Annotated in this window: 13 protein-coding genes and 2 pseudogenes; 11 read left to right on the top strand and 4 right to left on the bottom strand. The window is 56.0% G+C overall.

Annotated elements, in window-relative coordinates:
• Positions 1-86: 86 nt before the first annotated feature.
• Positions 87-1,526, bottom strand: a complete 1,440-nt coding sequence (locus Q1A20_RS21640; RefSeq protein ID WP_299409871.1) for a LuxR C-terminal-related transcriptional regulator — start codon at positions 1,524-1,526, stop codon at positions 87-89.
• Positions 1,523-2,329: a LuxR C-terminal-related transcriptional regulator gene (locus Q1A20_RS21635; RefSeq protein WP_299918660.1), complete on the bottom strand. Its 807-nt coding sequence runs from the start codon at positions 2,327-2,329 to the stop codon at positions 1,523-1,525. Before Q1A20_RS21635 ends, Q1A20_RS21640 begins: the two co-directional genes overlap by 4 nt.
• 185 nt (positions 2,330-2,514) lie before the next feature.
• On the opposite strand from Q1A20_RS21635, the gene Q1A20_RS21630 reads away from it, so the two are divergent.
• The 7 genes and pseudogenes from Q1A20_RS21630 (at position 2,515) to Q1A20_RS21600 (ending at position 10,633) form a co-directional block, all read left to right on the top strand.
• Positions 2,515-2,928 carry an ester cyclase gene (locus Q1A20_RS21630; RefSeq protein ID WP_299918657.1) on the top strand — a complete coding sequence of 138 codons (414 nt, stop codon included), beginning with the start codon at positions 2,515-2,517 and terminating at the stop codon, positions 2,926-2,928.
• Positions 2,928-4,100, top strand: coding sequence for a CynX/NimT family MFS transporter (locus tag Q1A20_RS21625; protein WP_299918655.1), 1,173 nt, complete (start codon positions 2,928-2,930; stop codon positions 4,098-4,100). The genes Q1A20_RS21630 and Q1A20_RS21625 overlap by 1 nt, the downstream gene beginning before the upstream one ends.
• Positions 4,100-4,648, top strand: a complete 549-nt coding sequence (locus tag Q1A20_RS21620) for an amino acid synthesis family protein (protein ID WP_299918653.1) — start codon at positions 4,100-4,102, stop codon at positions 4,646-4,648. Before Q1A20_RS21625 ends, Q1A20_RS21620 begins: the two co-directional genes overlap by 1 nt.
• A gap of 162 nt (positions 4,649-4,810) precedes the next feature.
• Positions 4,811-5,439: pseudogene (locus Q1A20_RS21615) on the top strand (tyrosine-type recombinase/integrase); the annotation flags it as partial.
• 115 nt (positions 5,440-5,554) lie between these two features.
• Positions 5,555-6,541, top strand: a pseudogene (locus tag Q1A20_RS21610) (IS110 family transposase).
• An 852-nt stretch (positions 6,542-7,393) separates the two neighbouring features.
• Positions 7,394-8,656, top strand: a complete 1,263-nt coding sequence (locus Q1A20_RS21605; RefSeq protein WP_299409859.1) for an extracellular solute-binding protein — start codon at positions 7,394-7,396, stop codon at positions 8,654-8,656.
• Positions 8,657-8,680: 24 nt separating this feature from the next.
• On the top strand, positions 8,681-10,633 hold the full coding sequence (locus Q1A20_RS21600) for a hybrid sensor histidine kinase/response regulator (RefSeq protein ID WP_299918650.1): 1,953 nt from the start codon (positions 8,681-8,683) through the stop codon (positions 10,631-10,633).
• Here the strand turns inward: Q1A20_RS21600 and Q1A20_RS21595 are convergent.
• Positions 10,620-11,288, bottom strand: a complete 669-nt coding sequence (locus Q1A20_RS21595) for a response regulator transcription factor (RefSeq protein WP_299918648.1) — start codon at positions 11,286-11,288, stop codon at positions 10,620-10,622. The two genes, Q1A20_RS21600 and Q1A20_RS21595, sit on opposite strands and share 14 nt — an antisense overlap.
• Before the next feature lie 231 nt (positions 11,289-11,519).
• Here Q1A20_RS21595 and Q1A20_RS21590 point away from each other — a divergent pair, with 231 nt between their 5' ends.
• Positions 11,520-11,978 carry a DUF6647 family protein gene (locus tag Q1A20_RS21590; protein ID WP_299738840.1) on the top strand — a complete coding sequence of 153 codons (459 nt, stop codon included), beginning with the start codon at positions 11,520-11,522 and terminating at the stop codon, positions 11,976-11,978.
• Positions 11,979-12,188: 210 nt separating this feature from the next.
• Entirely contained in the window at positions 12,189-13,103 is a 915-nt protein-coding gene (locus Q1A20_RS21585) for a homocysteine S-methyltransferase family protein (protein WP_299918646.1), read from the top strand.
• Between the two features lie 490 nt (positions 13,104-13,593).
• On the opposite strand, the gene Q1A20_RS21580 is transcribed toward Q1A20_RS21585, so the two are convergent.
• Positions 13,594-16,125, bottom strand: a complete 2,532-nt coding sequence (locus Q1A20_RS21580; RefSeq protein ID WP_299918644.1) for a cation:proton antiporter — start codon at positions 16,123-16,125, stop codon at positions 13,594-13,596.
• A 565-nt stretch (positions 16,126-16,690) separates the two neighbouring features.
• Here Q1A20_RS21580 and Q1A20_RS21575 point away from each other — a divergent pair.
• A complete protein-coding gene (locus tag Q1A20_RS21575) occupies positions 16,691-17,554 on the top strand; it encodes an EamA family transporter (RefSeq protein WP_299409850.1) in 864 nt (287 codons plus the stop codon).
• A gap of 17 nt (positions 17,555-17,571) precedes the next feature.
• On the top strand, positions 17,572-18,192 hold the full coding sequence (locus Q1A20_RS21570; RefSeq protein WP_299409848.1) for a LysE family transporter: 621 nt from the start codon (positions 17,572-17,574) through the stop codon (positions 18,190-18,192).
• The last annotated feature ends 114 nt before the right edge of the window (positions 18,193-18,306 follow it).

The following is an 18,306-nucleotide window of genomic DNA, read 5'->3' as shown; positions in this document are numbered from 1 at the left end:
ATTTTCAAGATTCTTAAACCCGCAATCCGCGGGCGCAGCACCATTTCGCAGCGGTTGCGTCAAAGGCTGTTTCAACGGACTATCAGTTATCCAGAAAAACCTGCTTTGAACAATCGCGTCCGCAGTTCGTTCAATTTGTTGAGATCTTTCAAAGGAACACGATCAAGATCTTTGACGCTGATGTCAGGCAGGACGTTCTGACAGGATTTGACGGTGTTGGTCGCGTCTTCTTGGTGGCCTTGCGCCACATGACTCGCGGCCAAGATGAAGTGTGCGAAGTACCACCTTGGCATACGATGGATTGCGCGCTCTGCCCATTCGATTGCGGTTTCAAAGCGTCCGGCCATATAGTGCGCAAGCGCAAGACCAGAAAAGCGAAAGAAGATGCTTGGGTCTAGAGGATTTGAGCGGATGGCGATTTCCTGATTAGCAATAGCCGCGTCCGAGCGACCAAGAATGCCAAGCAATGTACCAAGACTGCCATAGGCCAGCGAGCAGTTTGGGTTCAGGGCCACGGCGCGCTCCAAGGATGCAAGCGACTCATCGTATTTAAGCAGCCCCCAGCACGAAATCCCCAGTGCCCAATGCGCATATTCATTGCGGTCGTCCAACTGCGTGGCGCGCCGTGCCAGTGCGTAGGCCGTTTCCATTGCAGGCCGGACGTCCGATACAAACCCCATGATGGCGATATGGTGGTTGATCAACGACAAGATCATGTTCGCCTCGGCGCTCTCGGGGTCAATCGCCAATGCCCGTTCCAGCAACGTCTTGGCGTGGGCATAGCTTTCTGGTGCGAAATCATAGAGTAGATGCCACGACCGCATTGTCAGTTCCCAGACCGTCAGATCGGGGCGTGTCGCGCGCTCAACGGGCTCTTGAATGGTGCTTAGGTGAACAGTTGTCTGGATCGAGGCTACCACGTTACGAGTGATTTCATCTTGCAGATCAAAGACATCCGCGAGCTGCCCGTCATAGCGTTCGGACCAAACATGCCCACCGGTTGTTCCGTCAATGAGCTGCGCCGTCACCCGCATCCGGTCGCCTGACCGCCTGACACTGCCTTCCAGGACAAACCGAACCCCAAGTTCTTCGGCGATGCGCCGAACATCAACGGATCTGCCCTTGTACGTAAAGGTCGTGTTGCGTGCGATGACAAACAACCAAGGAGACCGTGACAGGGCCGTGATGATGTCATCGCTGATCCCGTCGGAGAAATATTCCTGCTCAGCATCGCCGGACATGTTTTCAAAGGCCAGCACCGCGATGGAGGGTCTTTCTGGTCGGGTGGGACGTTCGATGGGCAATTCAGAGAGCGGGGTCGCAACTGGGGTCAGCCGATCACGCAATTCCAATTTCGAGGACACGCTAAGTTTGCGGTAGATGGTTGCAAGATGGGTGCGCACCGTAGACGGCGCAAGACACAAACGATCCGCGATCTGTTGATAGCTTTCGCCTTGTGCGTAGTCCTCCGCGATTTGGTTTTCGCGGGTGGTGAGCGTGCTTGTCTCGTCGAACTTCTCGGTCACGAATGCGCCGCCTGTATCGCTTTGATCATGCGCGCGTTCTCCAAAGCGATCACACTTTGGGCCGCAAACATCTGCGCAAGCCGCGTGGTGTCGTCGGAAAAAGGGCGGACGGTCTGGCGATAGATCGTGAACGCGCCCACCAAACGGTCACCGGCAAGCATAGGGATAGCAACAAAGGACCGCGCCCCGCCGAGGTCCGCTGTGGCACAGCGCAAGGGATCGTCCGTTTGGTAAATTGCCTCGGATTTGACGTCGATGATATTGATGACCGCACGCTGGTTGTTCATGCGGCCGAGACCGGTTTCGGGGCTGACGGCGAAGACGCCTTGATCATCCAGCCACGCCCTAAACGGTTTCGGAATTCCCGCAGCGTGATTGGCAAGAAACCTACCGTCGTGCTGATACTCGAACAGAATGCCAAACTCCGCATCGCAAAGTTCAAGGGCGTAGGTCAGAATCAATGGCATCACTGCTTCCAGATCACCTCGGGACGCGCCTATGATCCGCAAGACTTCGCTCAGGGCTTTTTCCCGACTGATTGCTTCTTCTAGGCTCAGCGCCAATTCGGAAACGACAGCCGCCATTTCGGATTGGCTACGGGGTTGCGGGGCGTCGCCATTCAGATGGGTTGCCAGTTCCAGCTTTGAGGAGACTTCAAGCTTGCGGTAGATGGTCGCCAGATGCGTCCTCACAGTGGATGGTGCAATGCAAAGCGTGTCAGCGATTGTCTGATAGGTCTCTCCACCCGCATAAGATTGCGCGATCTGCAATTCCCTTTGGCTGAGACCTGATTGTCCAGACACCTAAAATACTCCGACAAAATCAACTTACTATGAGTTTGATGAGAACGCGTTCAACAAGCAATCCTGCAAATGCTGTAGTTTGAATACTGCACGTCGGATGCTGATTTTACAGCATCTGCACGATACCTAGCACCATGGGCGTTGGGCCAAACTCTCTACAACAGGTAAACGTAGAGGATAGCACAATGTCACAATATGAAACTGCAAAAGCCTTTTTCGAAGCTTGCGAAACCGGCAAAGGGTGGGAGGGTTGCAAGTCCTGGTGCCATGAAGCGGCGACCTTTGCATGTCAGGCTGACACGCTGGCAGAAACGACAACACTTGCAGACTACGCGGACTGGATGAAAGGTCTGCTGACCCCCGTGCCGGATGGCCGTTACAAGCTGGCAGCCTTTGCGGCAGATGAAACGCGCGGCACCGTTGTTGCCGCCGCCGAATTCCATGGAACGCAAACCGGGGAAGGCGGACCGGTTGCGCCAACGGGCAAAGCAGTGGTCTCGCACTATGCCTATGTCATCCAGTTCGACGGCGACAAGATCAGCCATATGACCAAAATCTGGAACGACGTACACGCGCTGCGCGGGCTCGGCTGGGCGTGATGCGCTGGCGCGTCCTGGGATTGTTGTTTCTGGCCCGCATCGGGATCGGGTTCCAATTTCAAACCGTGGCTTCAGTGAGTGACGATCTCGTTGTCGCCTTTGGGCTCGACTATGTTGATATCGGCTTCCTAATCGGGCTGTTCATGGCTCCAGGTTTGTTTTTGTCCATCCCTGCCGGGTACTGGGGGCGGTACGTTTCCGATCGTATCATGGTGGTGTTCGGGCTCGGGGCACTGGCTTTGGGTGGGGCCGCGTCCTCCCTTGCGACAGAAAGCTGGGTTATTGGGATTGGCCGCGTCTTTGCAGGGGTCGGCTTTCTGTTCACCTCGCTATATTTCACCAAGATGGTCGCGGATTGGTTCGAAGGCCGCGAGATCGCCACGGCTATGAGCGTCCTTGTGATGAGCTGGCCCTTCGGGATCGCAATGGGACAAGTTGGCCACGTCTGGTTGGCGCAGACATACGGCTGGCAAGTCCCGTTTCAGGCCGCTTCAGTGTATTGCCTGATTGCAGCGCTTGGTGTCTTTTTGCTCTACCGTCCGCCGCATGATTTGCCGGATGCGACAGGAGGAGCGTGGGTTGCGCTGACACGGCAGGAATGGTCTTTGTTGCTGTGTGCGGCGGCGGCCTGGGGCGTTTTTAACGCAGCCTACGTCATCTATCTTGCCTTCGCGCCAAAAGTTCTTGAGGGCCATGGCCAAACCGCCATCGTTGCTGCTGGCATCATCAGTATCGGCAGCTGGATCATGATTTTCTCAGGTGCGGTATGCGGGCAGATCGTGGACCGATTTGGTGGACGAAATGGTGTTTTGGCGGTCTGTATGGGTGGCGCTATCGCGGCACTCTTGCTGCTCGGTCTGCCAGGCGCCGGAGTTGGCGCAAGCATTCTGTTTGGATTGATCGGCATGGCGCCTGCCGGGGCCATCATGGCGATGGCAGGGCAAGCCATGCGGCCCCAGGTCAGGGCTTTTGGCATGGGGATGTTCTTAACTGTTTACTATGCGATTATGTGGATCACGCCGCCGGTCGCCGGTGCGATCCTTGACGCAACTGATAATCCACGGGCCCCCCTGTGGCTCGCAATGATCCTCTTCTTTGCAGTGGTGCCGCTAGGTTTCGCGTTTCAGCTTTTCAGGGGTGCGCCCGTGGTCGGTCATGAAAGGAAAGTGTGATGTTCAACATTCGGAAAACGGTTTTCACCAAGGAGTTCATCACCGCAGATGAAATGGGGCAGGCATGCGACCAGATCACGCGCGTCGCTGCAATGGCCGTCATCAGAAACCCCTTCGCTGGCGTCCATCAAGACGACCTGTCGCCGCTTTTCGATGTCGGCGCGCGACTTGGTCGGTCACTGACGCAAGAGCTGGTGAACATGCTGGGTGTACCCGCTGTCTGCTATGGAAAAGCGGCCCTGGTCGGATCTTTGGGCGCGATGGAGCATGGGGCCGCCCTGCTACACCCCGCGCTTGGCAAACCGGTGCGGGCAGCCGTTGGCGGCGGCAAATCCCTGATGCCTTCTAACCACAAAGTCGGGCCGTTGGGCGGGTCCGTTGATTTGCCACTGGGTCACAAGGATGAGGCATGGTCTTTTGACCATATCGACACGATGACGCTCGGGGTGCCTGACGCACCGCGCGCCGACGAAATCGTATTGTGCATCGGACTGTCGGACGGAACACGTGTACATCCGCGGGTTGGAACGGGCCCAGGCCCCACTTGATCGCACCAACGTTCTCAAAGAGACCATTAAATACAGACGCAGCACCGGTCAAAGAGGGCTCACTGCAATCCTCGAAGGCAACTCAGCATCTTGTGATAAGGTGCTCTGGTCAACGTCGGGTTGTCGTTGCGTGGGAGGGCATAGCGGATCGGAGGATCAGTCATGGAAACACCAAACCTACCAGCCATTCGCGCACTTCGCCTGCCTGGAACAAGGGTCGCATTGTAGGTCAGAAGCGCCCGCTAAAGCCAAAGCATCTCTGGGCGATCCGCGTCCGGCTTGAATTGGCCGAAAACTATCGCGATCTCGCGCTGTTCAACATGGCGATCGACAGCAAGCTTCGTGGGTGTGATCTCGTTAAGATTAAAGTCGTCAACGTAATGGCGTCGGGCCAGATCAAAAAGCGGGCCTCAGTGTTGCAAAGCAAGATGCAGAAACCTGTCCGCTTCGAGATCTCCGAAGGAACGCGGGCTTCCATCGAGCAATGGATGGAAGATGAACTTATGGTCGGCTCGGAGTATCTGTGGCCAGGTCGTTTCCACGAACGCCTGCATATCTCGACTCGCCAATATGCGCGGATTGTCTGCGACTGGGTAACTTCGATCGGCCTTGAAGCGACGGCCCATGGAGCCCATTCGATGCGCCGCACCAAAGTTACACAGATCCACAAAAAGACTGGAAACCTGCCGGCTGTTCAGCTCCTCCTGGGCTACACCAAAATGGACAGCACAGTCCATTACCTTGGTGTAGAACTTGAGGACGCTCTGGCCATCGCAGAAGCCATTGAAATTAGTCCAAAGGGTCGTCTACAGGGGCGGCCCAGAGCATGCGTAATTGGGCTGACCCTGAGTTGAGGTCGAGCTCCCGATAGGATCACAGGGAAACTGTGAACAAGGGAGATTTCGAATAGAATATTATGCCGGCTTGGATGTGTCGCTTCGATCCTGCGCGATTTGTGTTGTCGACGGCAAAGGCAAGGTTCTGCGTGAGCGAGACCTGCCCTGCGAGATCGTGGAGATCGCAGCTTACCTAAATGCGCTACCCGTTTCGATCCAGCGCATCGGGTTCGAGTCCGGCACCTTGAGCCAGCATTTGTTCCACGGATTGAAGGCGGAAGGGTTCGATGTTGTCTGCATGGAGGCGCGCCAGGTCTGCGCCGCGCTCTCCGCGATGCGCAACAAGACAGATCGCAACGATGCCCGCGGCATCGCCCAAATCTTGCGGACGGTTGGTTCAGCCCGGTTCATATGAAGAGCCGGTAGGCGCACGGCGTTCGGGCACTGCTGAGCACACGGAAAGCCCTGCTGAACAAGACCATTGATCTGGCGAACGAGATGCGCGGGTTGCTGAAGATATTTGGCATCCGCCTGCCGAAAACAGTCAAGCATGGCAGCTTCGATGGCGTCGTCCGGCTGGTTCTCTATCAGCACTTCCTTGAACTACTTCCTTGAACTGGATCGGAGGGTCAAACGCGCCGCCAGTTAGGATGAGGTCTGCATGCGCTTGATGACGGCTCCCGGTGTCGGCCCCATCGCAGCTTTGACCTTCAAGGCGGCGGTCGATGATCCTGCGCGGTTCAAACGGTCTCGCAACGTGGCCGCCCACTTTGGCTTGACGCCCCGACGATACCAGTCTGGAGAACACGACAACCCAGGCCGGATATTGAAAGCCGGGGATCGAGACGTGAGGTCAACGCTCTATGCCGCCGCAAACGCGTTGCTTATGCGAACTATGGCCGGATCGCAGATCAAGTCATGGGGCATGCGCTTGATGCGCACCAAAGGTCGCCGCCGCGCAGTTGTGGCTGTCGCGCGAAAGCTGGCCGTTCTGCTCCACCGCATGTCGACAGATGGCACCGAGTTCCGTCCAGAGAAGGTGGAGGGCATAGCATGATCTAACCGCCCAACGCCAATCTGAACGGGATCGTCCTCACCGGACGAGGTTCGTGGATGAAGCCGAAAATGGCTGCTGCGCCACTTGAAGCACGTCTCTAAGCAAGGCTCTCCACTGCCAATCGGACACATGCGTGCAGCAATGCCCCAAGTGGCATCAAACAGACTGCGAAGAGAAGCGTGACCCGGATGAGCGACAAAGATCCCAATAGCAAAGGAAAACGAGCTCGACCCAAACACCCAATTAGAGAGGCTGCCTTTCACCGACCTGTCAAGATGCTGCGACGCTGCCCGCCGAACCAGCCGTTCGCCGCATGCGCAAAATCCCTGGGGCGGTGAACTCACACAGTCGGGACCAAACCTGCCATTAGTGTTGTCGGTTCGAAAGGCCGCTTTTGCCCACTTTGTGACCGAGGCGTAAATCACGTCGGGCGGATCCCGCAGATTTTTCTTAGTAGGCTGCAATTTTTGACCTGAGGCCAATGCCGACATTCACACTAGCTTTTGTATGGGTTCGAGATACACCCCGTGCTTCCTGTTGCTCCAACAATAGACCTGTGAGGGCTCGACAAAGTATAGACCGCAGTTAGCCCGCTAGGATGTTCAAGTTTTTCAGCCATGGGAAAGACCGCACTTTTTCCCGCGGGCCGTACCTGCCCTTGTTTGTTGAATGCATCAAAGTCGACAGTACAGCTTACCAAACGTAAGATGTTGTGAAACCATTTGGGTTCGCAAGACTTTAAAGGGAACAGGTGACATTTGCGAACCTTGCCATCAAAACAGGTTGGGAGGCCCTTACCCAATGAGACGGCGGCAACTTCTGATTGTTAGCGGGGCTTTAGGGGCGTGCAAATTGTTTACGCCTTCACTAGTCCGAAGCCAAACAGCCGCAAAGACGAAGACACTTCGTATAATGCGGTGGAAGAATTTTGTTCCGGCCTTTGAGGTTTGGTTCAATGATGTCTTTGTCAAAAACTGGGGTGCGGAAAACGATACCAATGTGATCGTCACAAATGTTGGACTGGGGCAAATCGAGCAACTTGCTGTGGATGAAATTGCCCGTCAGGAAGGCCACGACCTCCTACTGTTCCTCTCGCCAAAGCCATCATTTGAAGATCACACCATCGATCACCGTGAAATTCATGAAGAATGCGAGCGGCGTTTTGGCAAGGCACATCCCTTTGTCAATCAAAGCAACGTCAATCCACGCACCGGCGTGCATCACGGATTTATTGAAAGCTTTGCTCCGACACTTCTGACCTATCGCAAAGATATCTGGGACGCGGTCGGAACAATCCCGGACACGTGGGACAACATCCGAAAGGCGGGGCGCGCGGCGAAACTGCTGCACAATGCACCTGTCGGGATCAGTCTTGGCCCGGAACACAATGCTGAACATAGCTTGCGGGCTCTGATGGCAACGTTCGGGTGTTCCGTTCAAAATGAAGGTGGGCGGCCCTCTCTTGCGTCGCAAAATACACTGGAAGCGCTAAAATTCGGCAAGGCGCTATTTGAGGAAACGATGCAAGCTGACGTCCTGAACTGGAGGTCCACGTCCAACAATCTAGCCGTGCTCGCCGGCGATGTCAGTTTGACCATAGACACGATGTCGATCATCCGAGCGGCCGAAGCGAAAACGCTCCCTGTTGAGCCCCATCTTGCCCTTGCCACGTTACCAGAGGGACCGTTTGGGCGTGGCGGACCTGCCTATGCCACCAATACCTATGTCATCTGGAGATTTGCCCAGAACATCTCCGGCGCTCAGAAATTCCTGCTCGATTACATGGCTGCATTCGCCGATGGGATCATCCATAGCGGATTTCAGAGCATGCCAAGCTATCCCGGCACTGTGCCGGAGCTGACTGATCTTGTGGCAGCTCCGAAAGGGAGGTCAGGACGCTATGACGTACTTCTCAACCTCGCGGACGGATTAACCAATCTTGGACATCCAGGGCATTCGAACGCAGCAACCGATGAGGTGCTCAATCAGCGGATCATTTCAAAGATGTTTGCGCAGGTCGCCAGTGGTGCCGCGACACCGCAAAACGCGATGGATCACGCACAGGCCGAAATTGTCCCGATTTTTCAGAAGTGGCGCGATGCCGGCAAGATCTGAACATTCCAGCGGCCTAAGTCTGCGATGAAGATTCGCAACAAGCTCTTGCTTGCCATCACGGTCCCGGTTGGTTTGCTGCTGCTGCAGATTGCTTTGGTGACGTATTTCGTCCGTGAACTGCAAGTGGCCGTCACATTCATAGCCGAGACCCACGAGACGATTGAAGACGCATTCACTGCAGGTGATCTTGTGGTCGAATTGCGCGATCAGGCGAAGCGGTTACCGTCTGGTTTCGTCTCGGAAAAAGCATTGGGCGAGGAAGAGCTTGGGGAAATGCGCACGACCTTCGATGAATTGACGCTGCGGATACAGTCGATTTCATCTGGAACACCACGGCAAGCCGCCCAAGAAAGCTTTGGCGCGCTTGAGCATGCGTTTGCCGGCCTTCCCCAAGAACTGGCCCTTACAGAACGAGTTCTGTCATCGGAAAAGGTGGATATGGACACACTACTTGAGCGCGCAATCTTTCTGGATGCTGCCCTGGTCGATGTCGCTGCGGCATTGGATGATCTATCACGAGAATTGCGCGTGCAGTTGCAAGCAGCCGTCGACCGCGAACGTGAGATCCACAACCGTCCTGTTGTTGCCGGGGTTGCCATCGGTGGCCTCAGTGTTTTGATGCTCTTGCTATTCACGTGGTTGGTCGTAGATCGCAATTTTGTCATGCGCTTGACCAGTCTTAGCAGGGCAATGCTGTCAATCGCTGCCGGTGATCTTCGAACATCCCTGCCTGAAGCAAAAGGCGGTGACGAAGTTGATGAAATGACCCGCACGGTCGAGACTTTTCGTGTCACTGCACAAGAGAGAGACAAATTACTTGAAGAGCGCGCCGAAGCTGCTGAGCGCTTGGAAAAACAGGTTGCGGAGCGCACAGCAGAACTTGAAACTGCGAACCAGTTCAAGACCCGGTTTCTCACCACGGCGAGCCATGACTTACGGCAGCCGCTTCATGCGCTCAACCTGCTCATTGATCAGTTGCGTGACGCGCCGAAACCAGATGAACGTCGCCATCTGGAGGAAAAAATATCAGAAGCCGCCGCTTCGACCAACGAGTTGTTTGATGCCTTGCTCGACATGTCGAAACTGGAAGCCGGGGTTCTTAAGGCCGATGTATCCTCTTTCCCGATTTCGTCAATTCTGGATCGTCTCGAAGCCAACTTCACCACAGTTGCTATGAACAAGGGCGTGCGGTTTCGCGTTGTCGGCAGTGACCTTTGGGTCGAAAGTGACGCGATTCTACTGGAACGCATTCTTTTGAACCTGGTGTCGAACGCAGTCAGGGTTACGAATGAAGGTGGGATTATTGTCGGATGCCGCAGGCGGGGCAAGACCGTACGGATTGATGTCTATGACACTGGGCCCGGTATTCCAACTGAGATGCAGCACCCGTTGTTTGCGGAGTTTGCCCAGTCGGCCTCGATACATCAAAATGCGTCAGAGGGTCTCGGCCTCGGACTTTCTATTGTCGATGGTTTCGCGAAATTGCTTGACCACAACATTGAACTCGCGTCGACACAAGGGCGCGGCACACGATTTTCGGTGCATGTGCCGATTATCGATGCAGGAAAGATTGCATCCGCACCTTCCGCGCCCTTCGAGCCGTTGGCTGGCCGGTGCGTCCTCGTGATCGAGAATGATGCGCTTGCCCGCGAAAGTATGGCGGGCACCTTTAGAGCTTGGGGCTGTGAAGTGCTACTGGCAGAAGGCGTAGCCGATTGCGTCAAAGTCGTATCAAGTGGTCCGACACCTGACCTGATCGTGTCCGATTATCGTTTGGAGAGTGGCCAAACCGGCCTCGACGCCATTGTCGAGGTGCACCGCATTACCAACCGCACCGTACCAGCGCTCCTTGTTACAGCGGAAACCGCGGCCACGCGCCTGCGTGACGCCGCTCAAAGCGGGTATCCGATCCTGCACAAACCGGTTACGCCAATGGCGCTGAGAGCCCTTTCATCGCAACTCATCAAGAACGGCTGACGACCTTCCCCAAAGACAGACCCAGTGCGGATGCCGCGACAACCGCTTCGGTCCGGTTCGTCGCGCCAAGGGCGCGCAGGATTGCGGTAACATGATTCTTGACCGTCGCTTCCGCGATATCGAGCTGACGGCAAATCACCTTGTTGCTCCGTCCTTCCATCATCAACTGCAGTACATCGATCTGGCGCTCTGTCAGGCCAAGCTTTGCAGCGTTCTGTATTGCCGAAGGTGAAGGTTTGGCCGCCGGCGGTACAACCGGTCGGTTCAGAATCTCGGGCGGCACGTAGATTCCACCTGAAAAGACCAATTTCAACGCACTGCGCATCACCTCTCGTGTCGCAGACTTGGGGATGTATCCTGCCGCGCCGTTTTCCAGCACTGTACTCATTTGGGTTCGGTCTTCGTTTGCCGATAGCACGACGACGGATGTCCCTGGATGGTCGCTTCGGATCGACTTCAGAAACGGCAGCCCGTCACGATCAGGCAGCGCAAGATCGAGCAAAACCAAGCCAATTCCCGGCGTCTCAGCAAGCGCCTTTTCGGCGTCAGCAGCCGTTGCCGCCTCAAGTACGGCGGTGATCTCGCCAAAGGAACCCATTACGCCGCGCAGCGCATCTCGGATCAGTGCATGGTCATCGACAATCAGCGCAAGCATGGGAATTCTCCGTCTCTTGGACGTGGATCATACGCCAGTCCTAGGACTATTGCACCATCCAGAATTGCAAGTCGCCACCGGAATTTCAGCTATGAAAACAATATTTTGCGGCTTTCTCCGCATACCGCATGACTTTGGTGGCGCTCCTTCTGGCTGATTGAGCGTGTGTCATGAACCCGCAAATCTGGCGGTATCCGTCGAAAATGATCAACCGTCAAACGGAGGCAATTCATGGATACTTTTTTGACAGTCGTCGTGACCTGGCTAGCCATCAACTTCGGTCTGCCGGTCAATTTCGAACATCCCGAGGTCAAGCTGATTGGTCAAAACGAAATGATCGAATTGCGCATTGCTGCATTGGACGACGAGGATGCCGTGAAGTTTCGGAGAACTGTTGAACAAGGGCACAGTATCATCGCCTTCTACGATGATCCCACGCGCACAATCTATCTTCCCGAAGGCTGGTCCGCAGAGTCCCCCGCTGATGTTTCCGTGCTGGTCCATGAAATGGTGCACCATCTGCAGAATGTTGCAGAGATCCCACAAGACTGCCCGGAAGGACGCGAATTGCCAGCTTATCATGCACAGGAACGTTGGCTTCAGCAGGTCGGCACCACATTGGAACAAGAGTTCGAACTTGACGCTATGACGCTGCATTTTCTTACCAAGTGCTGGCATGGGCCGCCTTAAGGCGACATTCCGGATCATATTTAGCACGATGTTTTTTCCCATGCCCTTCTGCTGGCCCCTAAGTTCTATAGTTTTGTGACACATAATCGATTTGCTTGTACGGACGAGAGGATGGTGGTGGTTTGACGGCCAATCGTGACAGGCTTGATTAGCGAGGTGTTGAGTTGGCAATATGCGACAATGGGCACTGATCTGATTGGGAAACGATAAATGAAACGGCGTCTACCTCATGAAACGGACCAGCGATTTCTTGTATTCGCGGCGACTGGGACGGATTTGATTTTCAATCGCGGGGTCGAGTTGCCCGGCTTTGCCTCTTTCCCCCTTGTCGAAGACCCGAAGGCACAACCCATTATTGTTGACCAAATGCGTGAACTGATAGAAGTGGCCGCCGAGCATGAGTTGGGATGCATCATCGACACTCTGACCTGGATGGCAAACAGAGACCGAGCCGCGCCATTGGGATACGATACCGAACGGTTGGCAACTCTAAACCAGAAGGCGGCAACGCTGATGTGCGATCTGCGCAATGAGACAGATCGCGACGACGTTTTGGTGGCACTGTGCATCGGACCATCGCGGGATGCGTATGCAAAGCTTGACCCGATGACAGTCGAGGCCGCACGGGCTTATCATGCCCTCCAGATTGGTTCTGTTGCGGGTACCGATATCGACTTGGTCAATGCCTATACGTTCAATCAAGTGGAAGAGGCAGCGGGCGCCGTGTTCGCGGCCAAGGATTGCGGAGTGCCGATTGCTGTCTCATTCGTGGTGGAAACTGATGGCTGTTTGGACAATGGCACCGGGCTTGAGGAGGCGATTGATCAGGTTGATGCGATCACGGGAAATTCCGCTGCCTATTTTATGGTGAACTGCGCGCACCCAGATCATTTTAGTCACGCTCTGACCGGTCATCCTCGTTTGAAGGGGATGGTGGTGAATGCTTCGAGGCTCAGTCATGCGGAATTAGACGATGCCAGTGAATTGGACGACGGGAATCCAAAAGAACTGGGTGCTGAGGTCGCGCGCCTTGTGCACGAATACCCCAAGATCTCCGTCGTTGGTGGCTGCTGTGGGTCCGACTTTCGGCACATGGGGGAGATGGCACGAGCCATCGTGGGCTAACGCCGAAATCACGGCTACTATCCGAAAGCTAAATAAGCTGCGCTCCTTTTCAAATGACTGCTTCAGTGAAGAGATGTGCTACCGCATTTGTTATTGGGTGAATGCCCTGAGTGAGCCATTTTGAGAGCTTCCAGTGTCGGCTTTCAGCACTCGGCGCCATTTGCGCGCGTTGCAGCATCGGACACAGTGGGCTCATCTGGCCATTTGCTGCGCGACGCACGAACGACTGCTCCAAGGCCAAGGCCGCCGTTGAAGCCATCTCCTAGATTAGCTTGGCTTTGCCGCTGCTTCGAAAAGACCCTGCTGACATCGACGTTTACGCTCCCCCGTAAACAACTTGAGCTAGAATAATCCAATTAGATCAAACGCAGACCAAAGCAGACCAGAGGTGCCGGTTCCGTTCACCTGTACATCAACACTTAACGGGCCAATAGCGTGCTCCTACACTATTTTGAGCGGACTATGCTCAACGGTATCCGACGCCGAGTGCTCAGCGCACCTCAAGTCGGCTAGCCCGCGCTATTTTAGGGTCAAGAAACGGGCCAATGTCGACCCCTCGCGCCTGCGCACTCGCCTGAACCGCCTCGCGGAAGATGGCGCTGCGTTTGATCAGGCGACGGAAGCGGCCTTCGTCCAGAACCAGCAACGCCGTGGGCACAATCGCCCTGACTGTCGGCCGATGCCGCCTCCGGCTCAAAAGCGCCGCTTGCCCGAAGATCTCGCCCCGGCCCAGGCGCCAGCTTTGCCCGGCAAGCCTCAGTTCGACCGCACCGGATGCGATGAAGAATGCGCTCCGTGCCGGATCATCTCTCTGGATGATGTTTTCGCCCGCATCCGCGTAGCGGGTTTTTAGCGCTCGAGCTAGTTGCTTAAGGCTTTTCTGGTCCAGGTCGCCGAACAATGGCAGCTTCTGCAACAGTTCAATGCGCCGGATTGCAACATCAAGCTTGGGTCGACGCTCCGCCTCAATACGCGCGGCCGCGATGCCTTGCATGAGAACCGAATGCGGCTCGGAACTGATCAGACCATCGTCGAGCATCGCATTGTATTCCCGTTCCTCGAACCGCAGGGCCGTACGCCGGATAAAGCGCTTCTGCAGCTCTTCGAAATAGCCCGGATATTGCAGTTGCAGACCTTCAAGCGCGGTCTCGACGATCTCGATGCGGCGATCGACAAGATCGCGAAGAATATCGGCAACGCGGCGCCCGTGGATGCGGCGAATGCGCTGGTCGATGAAGTCGCAAACGTCGCGCAGCACCAGTCGCTGTGCCAGGAGGATCTCGAACCGGTGCGCGGTCATCACCGCGATGGGGCGCTGCGCACCGAACCAGTCGTTGAGAATACCCGCCGCGCGGAACCGCCGCCCAAATGTGACCGTACGCAGGGCCGCACGCATATAGCCCGTGCGACCATCGAGGCGCGTGGCCTCGATCAACCGGTCGATATCGACAATGGCGTCTTCAGCCAGCCGCGTCGACAGGGACCGGTCGCGCATGTGTCGCAGGATGATATCCCTCTCCGCCCCGGCAACAGAGAGCAGCCCCAGGGTGATGCGATCGCGGTCGAGGATATCCCGCGCGTTTTCCGCGCGCTGCACCGCGTCTTCCAGCTGTGATCCAAATTGCACAGCCTCTGCGCGGACGATCTCGGGATCCAACTCGTAGTTTTCGTTGTTCCGAGCCAGATCTTCGCGCACGGTCTGCAAGGCAACCGCGACAACCTGCTTGGACAGAGCCTCGTCAAGCGGGCTCAACCGATCAAGCCCCAACCGCCCGATGATCTTGCGAAGTGTCGTACCCTGAACCAGTAGCGTAAAAAGAGTGAAGCCGGTTGCGAGAATGCCGACAATGCGCTGTACCTCATCGGGCACACGCGCGCTTTCGGTCACGGCCAGCGCGAGTGCGAGCGTCACTGCCCCGCGCAGCCCACCCCAGAGCATAGCCACACGGTAAGGTCGCTCGATGATCGGCGACGCGCGCAGAAAAGACAGCAACGGCAGCAAGCCAAATAAGACTACAGCGCGGGCAACAAAGGCCGCCAGAATGACGACGCCCAATAGTGCAAGATCGCCCAGGCGCAGATCCGACAGGAATCTTGGGATCAGGATCGCCGCGAGGATGAAGATCAGCGCGCCCGCCCAATAGGCCAGAACGTCCCAGGTCTCCGCCAGCCGAGTCCACGCCTGCGGCGTCAAGCGCCCTGGCGCGGCAAGATTTAGGGTCAGACCCGCCGCTACCACGGCGATGACGCCCGACGCCCCCACGGTTTGCTCTGCGCCGATGTAAGCCAGATAAGGCAAGGCAATCGAGATCGAGATCTGCGCAAGCTCATATCCCTCGAACATTGCCATGAGCCAGATGCCAAGGCGCGCAAGGAACCAGCCGGTGACCGCGCCACCCAGCAAGAGAACCGGAAAGTCCTTCAGCGCGTCCTGCAGTGTGGGATCCGGCACACCGACCATCACAAACCCCATGAACAGACCGAACAACGCCACTGCCGCCGCATCGTTGAGAAGGCTTTCGCCCTCGATGATCCGCGAAAGCCGCTGCGGCGCCGCGATAGACCGGAAAATGCCCACGACGGCCGAAGGGTCCGTTGTTGAGACGATCGCGCCCAACAGAAGACAGGCCGCGAGCGGTAGCGCGCTAACCGCGCTCAATGCATATCCGACCGACAGCGTCGCAACTAGAACGGCCACCACTGCCATGACGAGGATCGGCACCCAATCGTCCAGCATGCGACGAAGGTTCATACCTAGCGTCGCCTGAAAGAGCAGAGTTGGCAAAAAGAGATACAGGAACACGTTCGACTTGATCGGAAAATCAAGAATGGCCCCGGCGACCGGGTTTAACGCGTCGGTCAGATCGGTCTGCAGGAAGAACAGCGCGCCGGTCCCAATTAATGAGCCAAGCACGGCCAGTATCACGCTGAACGGAAGCCGAATTTTCGCCGCCAATGGCTCGGACAGCCCAATCACGACGAACAGGGTGGCGACAACTGAAGTGACCAGAACGATATCCATACGTTTGTCTATCGCAGCGATACAGCGTAAACCAGACGGCGCAAATGGTGCGAGGCATTCCAACAGACGGCCGGTTCACCTTGGCCATTGAAACGGCAAAAAAAGGGGCTATGGGCTTCAAATTTGCGATGTACGCCCAGTTTCAAATGAATCCAGGTGTACGCGTTGTGTCGCTAGCATTAAGTGCTTGGCCATCTATCCTTCTTGAACTGTTTGCTCATCACCCGGCGTCGGCGGCAAACGGGCGTCAACCAAGATCTTGTACATTGCACCACCACGCGGCCCAGAGCTGCCCTTCACCAATAGGCAAAGATGCTGCAGCGCAGCCCCTCAGACCGGCCATTCGCTGCGAGCGCGAGAACGAAGCGCCGATGAACTCAGATAATGCGGGACAAAACGGCCTTTCGCTGCATTTGCGCGAATGTCGGCTTCCATGCAGTTAGACCGGTTGCACAATTTTTATTCAGGCTGCATCGTTCAGGCAAATGAAGCAGGATATTGCGCTTATGCAGATCGACGGGATGTCAACTGCCACACACCAACGCGGCTTTGACCAGTTCAAAGCGTGGGTGCGTTCGGTTTCCCCAGTGGACCTAAGGCCAAGACATATGCCCTTGTCGGCGGAGCCGTGGTGCTTTGGGCGAGCTGGCCTGCGCTTGCCACAGTCGCCTATCCGGCTCCTCCTTTGCTGGTTCTCGGCGCATCGGCACTGGTTGGTTTTCTTTTTTCATTTATGCTGGCTGCCAAGCAGAAGGCGCTCACCTCCTTCGCGTCCGTACCATTCAAAACGCTCGCCTTTGTAGCAATCGGTCTGATGGGCAACAATGCGTTCTATCTGGCAATCGCCCGGATCGGCCCTGCGGAGGCCAATGTGGTGCATTATCTGTTGCCTGTTTTTCTTGTCGGGCTGACGTCTGCTTTGCACCGGCGCGCACCGACCTTGCTTCAGACATTAGGCATCGCCTGCGGATTTATGGGTGTTGCTGTCGCCCTCTCTCCGCAAATAGGTGGTGGTCTTGATCTGATCGGCGTGCTCCTTGGTGCATGTGGCGCGCTGACATTTGCGATTTATTCGGTTGATCGCTCGCATGCACAGGTTGAGACAAACGTCGTTGGCCCCTCTCTTGGGTTGGCAGGCATCGCGGCTATGACTGCACATTTCGTTCTTGAACCGGCCTACTGGCCCACCAAAGGTCAATGGCTTGCCATTGTTCTCATGGGCATTGGCCCTTTCACCGTTGCAAACATCTACTGGGATAAGGCCACGCGCGAAGGGTCTGCCGCCACAATCTCCAGCTTGGCATTTCTGACACCACTGGTTGCGATGATATTGTTGGCCGTGTTTGGCCTTGGCGTCGTGACCATCGCAACGATCGTCGGGGCTCTCTTTGCAATCGCCGGAGCAGTGTTAAGCTCAGGCTCAAAATGACAGCGTGAAAGACTGCTATGGAATTTTTACCCATCATTGCCGCGATCCTGTTTGTTGACTTTCTCGCACACATCAGCCCCGGCCCGAATTTCGTGCTGACAACCTCCGCAGCGGTGTCCAAATCGCGCCGTCATGCCGTCTGGACCGCTTGCGGCGTTGCAATGGGGTCACTTGCGTGGGCCGGAGCGGCGGCGCTTGGCATTGCTTCGGTGTTTGAAGCGTTGCCGCTGCTAGGTTTCATGCTGAAAGTTCTGGGCATTGCCTATCTGATCTACCTGGGTATCAAGCTGTTATGCTCGAAGGGGTTTCAGCCAAACGCAAACCAGACAACCGATGCCACAAGCGGAGCGCGCGGATTTTGGCGCGGATTGCTTGTTAATATGACCAATCCGAAATCCGCCGCTTATTATGCCAGTGTGTTTGCCGCGTTTCTCACGCCAGACATGCCGATTTGGGTCTTGGTTCTGCTCGTCGCAGCTATCTCAGCTATGTCTCTCTCGTCGCACGTCTTGATCGCCATTAGCTTTTCAGCATCGCGTGTTCAGACCCGATACATATCGGTTTCAAAGTATGTTGATCAGCTTTGCGGCGGCATTCTGATTTTCCTTGGTCTGCGTCTGGCGTGGGACAGCCGATAACGGCGGGATTGCAAAAGCAGCCATCCGTGCACTTCGCAGCATTGGTTGGAATTGGGCTCTTTCCAGACTTCGGATGCAACGCGGCAATCCCCTTGCCCCACATCAATCGAAACT

The sequence above is a fragment of the uncultured Roseobacter sp. genome (assembly GCF_947501835.1).
Classification (GTDB): domain Bacteria; phylum Pseudomonadota; class Alphaproteobacteria; order Rhodobacterales; family Rhodobacteraceae; genus Roseobacter.
This window is presented reverse-complemented; position numbering and strand designations above follow the sequence as displayed.

Coding starts and splice junctions, on each gene's coding strand:
- Q1A20_RS21630 (WP_299918657.1), top strand. CDS start 2,515: ATGTCACAATATGAAACTGCAAAAGCCTTTTTCGAAGCTTGCGAAACC.
- Q1A20_RS21595 (WP_299918648.1), bottom strand. CDS start 11,288: ATGCTTGCGCTGATTGTCGATGACCATGCACTGATCCGAGATGCGCTG.
- Q1A20_RS21600 (WP_299918650.1), top strand. CDS start 8,681: ATGAAGATTCGCAACAAGCTCTTGCTTGCCATCACGGTCCCGGTTGGT.
- Q1A20_RS21625 (WP_299918655.1), top strand. CDS start 2,928: ATGCGCTGGCGCGTCCTGGGATTGTTGTTTCTGGCCCGCATCGGGATC.
- Q1A20_RS21570 (WP_299409848.1), top strand. CDS start 17,572: ATGGAATTTTTACCCATCATTGCCGCGATCCTGTTTGTTGACTTTCTC.
- Q1A20_RS21580 (WP_299918644.1), bottom strand. CDS start 16,125: ATGGATATCGTTCTGGTCACTTCAGTTGTCGCCACCCTGTTCGTCGTG.
- Q1A20_RS21620 (WP_299918653.1), top strand. CDS start 4,100: ATGTTCAACATTCGGAAAACGGTTTTCACCAAGGAGTTCATCACCGCA.
- Q1A20_RS21585 (WP_299918646.1), top strand. CDS start 12,189: ATGAAACGGCGTCTACCTCATGAAACGGACCAGCGATTTCTTGTATTC.
- Q1A20_RS21590 (WP_299738840.1), top strand. CDS start 11,520: ATGGATACTTTTTTGACAGTCGTCGTGACCTGGCTAGCCATCAACTTC.